The organism is Microbacterium sp. SMR1 (assembly GCF_003289625.1).
GTDB classification, from domain to species: Bacteria; Actinomycetota; Actinomycetes; order Actinomycetales; family Microbacteriaceae; genus Microbacterium; species Microbacterium plantarum.
Genome location: NZ_QMBN01000006.1, coordinates 1 through 5,483, shown reverse-complemented (window position 1 = coordinate 5,483; position 5,483 = coordinate 1). Strand labels below are relative to the sequence as shown.

The window sequence follows — 5,483 nt, the reverse complement described above, 5'->3', positions numbered from 1 at the left end:
CGGTGGGGTATGGTTGTGAAGTTGCCCTCTGGGCTGGCTGTGAGGTCAGTTGGGGGAGCGTCCGATCCTTGAGAACTCAACAGCGTGCACTTGTCAAATGCCAAATAACCTCGACTCCACTTCGGTGGGGTGAGATTCCTTTGGATCAAAGACCTTCCCTTCGGGGGAGGCAACGGATAGTCAGCAATGATTTATCTCTTTGGTCAGCATCAAACTCGCTGCTCCAGTCTTTTTCCGGCTGGTCGCAGCAAATTTTCTTTACGGAGAGTTTGATCCTGGCTCAGGATGAACGCTGGCGGCGTGCTTAACACATGCAAGTCGAACGGTGAAGCAGAGCTTGCTCTGTGGATCAGTGGCGAACGGGTGAGTAACACGTGAGCAATCTGCCCCTGACTCTGGGATAAGCGCTGGAAACGGCGTCTAATACCGGATACGAGCTGCGACCGCATGGTCAGTAGCTGGAAAGAATTTCGGTCAGGGATGAGCTCGCGGCCTATCAGCTTGTTGGTGAGGTAATGGCTCACCAAGGCGTCGACGGGTAGCCGGCCTGAGAGGGTGACCGGCCACACTGGGACTGAGACACGGCCCAGACTCCTACGGGAGGCAGCAGTGGGGAATATTGCACAATGGGCGAAAGCCTGATGCAGCAACGCCGCGTGAGGGATGACGGCCTTCGGGTTGTAAACCTCTTTTAGCAGGGAAGAAGCGAAAGTGACGGTACCTGCAGAAAAAGCGCCGGCTAACTACGTGCCAGCAGCCGCGGTAATACGTAGGGCGCAAGCGTTATCCGGAATTATTGGGCGTAAAGAGCTCGTAGGCGGTCTGTCGCGTCTGCTGTGAAAACCCGAGGCTCAACCTCGGGCCTGCAGTGGGTACGGGCAGACTAGAGTGCGGTAGGGGAGATTGGAATTCCTGGTGTAGCGGTGGAATGCGCAGATATCAGGAGGAACACCGATGGCGAAGGCAGATCTCTGGGCCGTAACTGACGCTGAGGAGCGAAAGGGTGGGGAGCAAACAGGCTTAGATACCCTGGTAGTCCACCCCGTAAACGTTGGGAACTAGTTGTGGGGTCCATTCCACGGATTCCGTGACGCAGCTAACGCATTAAGTTCCCCGCCTGGGGAGTACGGCCGCAAGGCTAAAACTCAAAGGAATTGACGGGGACCCGCACAAGCGGCGGAGCATGCGGATTAATTCGATGCAACGCGAAGAACCTTACCAAGGCTTGACATATAGAGGAAACGTCTGGAAACAGTCGCCCCGCAAGGTCTCTATACAGGTGGTGCATGGTTGTCGTCAGCTCGTGTCGTGAGATGTTGGGTTAAGTCCCGCAACGAGCGCAACCCTCGTTCTATGTTGCCAGCACGTAATGGTGGGAACTCATGGGATACTGCCGGGGTCAACTCGGAGGAAGGTGGGGATGACGTCAAATCATCATGCCCCTTATGTCTTGGGCTTCACGCATGCTACAATGGCCGGTACAAAGGGCTGCAATACCGTGAGGTGGAGCGAATCCCAAAAAGCCGGTCCCAGTTCGGATTGAGGTCTGCAACTCGACCTCATGAAGTCGGAGTCGCTAGTAATCGCAGATCAGCAACGCTGCGGTGAATACGTTCCCGGGTCTTGTACACACCGCCCGTCAAGTCATGAAAGTCGGTAACACCTGAAGCCGGTGGCCCAACCCTTGTGGAGGGAGCCGTCGAAGGTGGGATCGGTAATTAGGACTAAGTCGTAACAAGGTAGCCGTACCGGAAGGTGCGGCTGGATCACCTCCTTTCTAAGGAGCATCTGACTCTTCGGAGTCCAGAACCCAGTTCGAAGGCACATGTTCTTCGCTGGGAGCTCATGGGTGGAACATTTGACATGGTGCGAAGGATGAGGTTCTTCTCTAGTACGCCGCTTGCGGTGGGAACGGGAGGGTTTCGGAGGTCGTACCTGCACGCTGTTGGGTCCTGAGGGACCGGATGAGAGTCCGCAACCTCTGGGCCTTTTCTTCATGCTGCTTGGGTGGCATGTGGGGAGGGTACCGCCCGTACTTTGAGAACTACACAGTGGACGCGAGCATCTTCGATGCGACACCTTCGGGTGTTGTGTCGTGAAGATGATCTTAAAGATCATTAGTCAATTTTTTGACGATTCAACTCATGTGATTTCAAGTCTTTAAGAGCAAACGGTGGATGCCTTGGCATCTGGAGCCGAAGAAGGACGTAGCAATCTGCGATAAGCCTCGGGGAGTGGATAAGCACACTGTGATCCGAGGGTGTCCGAATGGGGAAACCCCGCTGGGCGGCGTGCCGACCTAGTGACTCCCGCCTGAATATATAGGGCGGGTAGAGGGAACGTGGGGAAGTGAAACATCTCAGTACCCACAGGAAGAGAAAGCAACAGCGATTCCGTTAGTAGTGGCGAGCGAAACCGGATCAGGCTAAACCTTGCGTGTGTGATAGCCGGCAGGCGTTGCACGTTGGGGGTTGTGGGACTTTTCTGATCATTCTGCCGAGTGGTCGACGTTACAAGAAGGTATAGACGAACAGGTTTGAATGCCTGGTCATAGAGGGTGCGAACCCCGTAGTCGAAATGCTTCTCTTGGCGTGAAGAGTATCCCAAGTAGCACGGGGCCCGAGAAATCCCGTGTGAATCTGTCAGGACCACCTGATAAGCCTAAATACTCCCAGATGACCGATAGCGGACAAGTACCGTGAGGGAAAGGTGAAAAGTACCCCGGGAGGGGAGTGAAATAGTACCTGAAACCGTTTGCTTACAAACCGTTGGAGCCTCCTTAGTAGGGGTGACAGCGTGCCTTTTGAAGAATGAGCCTGCGAGTTAGCGATACGTGGCGAGGTTAACCCGTGTGGGGTAGCCGTAGCGAAAGCGAGTCTGAATAGGGCGATTCAGTCGCGTGTCCTAGACCCGAAGCGAAGTGATCTATCCATGGCCAGGTTGAAGCGACGGTAAGACGTCGTGGAGGACCGAACCCACTTAGGTTGAAAACTGAGGGGATGAGCTGTGGATAGGGGTGAAAGGCCAATCAAACTTCGTGATAGCTGGTTCTCTCCGAAATGCATTTAGGTGCAGCGTTGCGTGTTTCTTGCCGGAGGTAGAGCTACTGGATGGCCGATGGGCCCTACAAGGTTACTGACGTCAGCCAAACTCCGAATGCCGGTAAGTGAGAGCGCAGCAGTGAGACTGTGGGGGATAAGCTTCATAGTCGAGAGGGAAACAACCCAGACCACCAACTAAGGTCCCAAAGCGCGTGCTAAGTGGGAAAGGATGTGGAGTTGCTCTGACAACCAGGAGGTTGGCTTAGAAGCAGCCACCCTTGAAAGAGTGCGTAATAGCTCACTGGTCAAGTGATTCCGCGCCGACAATGTAACGGGGCTCAAGCACGCCACCGAAGTTGTGGCATTGACATTATTGGTAGGCCTTCGTGGTCCAGCCGTGTTGATGGGTAGGAGAGCGTCGTGTGCCGGGTGAAGCGGCGGGGTGACCCAGCCGTGGACGGCACACGAGTGAGAATGCAGGCATGAGTAGCGAAAGACGTGTGAGAAACACGTCCTCCGAAAGACCAAGGGTTCCAGGGTCAAGCTAATCTTCCCTGGGTAAGTCGGGACCTAAGGCGAGGCCGACAGGCGTAGTCGATGGACAACGGGTTGATATTCCCGTACCGGCGAAGAACCGCCCAAGCTAATCCAGTGGTGCTAAGAGTCCTAACCCGGGCTTAGTTGATCCCTTCGGGGTGAGACGGTCCGGTCTAACGCTCGACCCCATGCTGGTGCGGCTAGCGTATTAACAGGTGTGACGCAGGAAGGTAGCCCAACCCGGGCGATGGTTGTCCCGGGGCAAGTGCGTAGGCCGAGTCATAGGCAAATCCGTGACTCATTAAGGCTGAGACACGATGCGGATAAAAAGTGGGTGATCCTATGCTGCCGAGAAAAGCATCGACGCGAGGTTCTAGCTGCCCGTACCCCAAACCGACTCAGGTGGTCAGGTAGAGAATACCAAGGAGATCGAGAGAATCGTGGTTAAGGAACTCGGCAAAATGCCCCCGTAACTTCGGGAGAAGGGGGGCCTTCCACTTATTAGGATTTACTCCGAAAGGGTGTGGAGGCCGCAGAGACTAGTGGGTAGCGACTGTTTACTAAAAACACAGGTCCGTGCCAAGTCGCAAGACGATGTATACGGACTGACGCCTGCCCGGTGCTGGAAGGTTAAGAGGACCGGTTAGCCGCAAGGCGAAGCTGAGAATTTAAGCCCCAGTAAACGGCGGTGGTAACTATAACCATCCTAAGGTAGCGAAATTCCTTGTCGGGTAAGTTCCGACCTGCACGAATGGCGTAACGACTTCCCAACTGTCTCAACCGCGAACTCGGCGAAATTGCACTACGAGTAAAGATGCTCGTTACGCGCAGCAGGACGGAAAGACCCCGTGACCTTTACTACAGCTTGGTATTGGTGTTCGGTGTGGCTTGTGTAGGATAGGTGGGAGACTTTGAAGCGGTGACGCCAGTTACCGTGGAGTCATTGTTGAAATACCACTCTGGTCACTCTGGATATCTAACTTCGAACCGTAATCCGGTTCAGGGACAGTGCCTGGTGGGTAGTTTAACTGGGGCGGTTGCCTCCCAAAAAGTAACGGAGGCGCCCAAAGGTTCCCTCAACCTGGTTGGCAATCAGGTGGCGAGTGTAAGTGCACAAGGGAGCTTGACTGTGAGACTGACAGGTCGAGCAGGGACGAAAGTCGGGACTAGTGATCCGGCAGTGGCTTGTGGAAGCGCTGTCGCTCAACGGATAAAAGGTACCTCGGGGATAACAGGCTGATCTTGCCCAAGAGTCCATATCGACGGCATGGTTTGGCACCTCGATGTCGGCTCGTCGCATCCTGGGGCTGGAGTAGGTCCCAAGGGTTGGGCTGTTCGCCCATTAAAGCGGTACGCGAGCTGGGTTTAGAACGTCGTGAGACAGTTCGGTCCCTATCCGCTGCGCGCGTAGGAAATTTGAGAGGATCTGACCCTAGTACGAGAGGACCGGGTTGGACGAACCTCTGGTGTGCCAGTTGTTCCGCCAGGAGCACCGCTGGTTAGCTACGTTCGGGATGGATAACCGCTGAAAGCATCTAAGCGGGAAGCCGGCCTCAAGATGAGATTTCCATGCCTTCGGGCGAGAGGCTCCCAGCCAGACTACTGGGTTGATAGGCCGGATGTGGAAGCGTGGTAACACGTGAAGCTGACCGGTACTAATAAGCCGATGACTTGATAACACACCGTTTTTGGTGCTTGCGTCCACTGAGTGGTTCTCGATGTACGGTCGAGAACCGCATAACGAATTGATCGTTGTGCAGACTGAAACATCAATAGTGTTTCGGCGGCCATAGCGTGAGGGAAACGCCCGGTTACATTCCGAACCCGGAAGCTAAGCCTCACAGCGCCGATGGTACTGCAGGGGGGACCCTGTGGGAGAGTAGGACACCGCCGGACTTCTTTCGT

The 5,483-nt window shown here is 55.0% G+C and carries 3 rRNA genes; all 3 read left to right on the top strand.

Going from position 1 to position 5,483, the window contains the following annotated elements:
* The first annotated feature begins 257 nt into the window (after window positions 1-257).
* The 3 genes from DO944_RS15500 to rrf all read left to right on the top strand — a co-directional run bounded on the left by DO944_RS15500 (window position 258) and on the right by rrf (window position 5,474).
* Window positions 258-1,777 (top strand): 16S ribosomal RNA (locus DO944_RS15500).
* 373 nt (window positions 1,778-2,150) lie between these two features.
* Window positions 2,151-5,257, top strand: a 23S ribosomal RNA gene (locus DO944_RS15495).
* A gap of 100 nt (window positions 5,258-5,357) precedes the next feature.
* Window positions 5,358-5,474 (top strand): 5S ribosomal RNA (rrf, locus tag DO944_RS15490).
* Together the 16S, 23S and 5S rRNA genes form the textbook arrangement of a ribosomal RNA operon.
* Window positions 5,475-5,483: the final 9 nt, after the last annotated feature.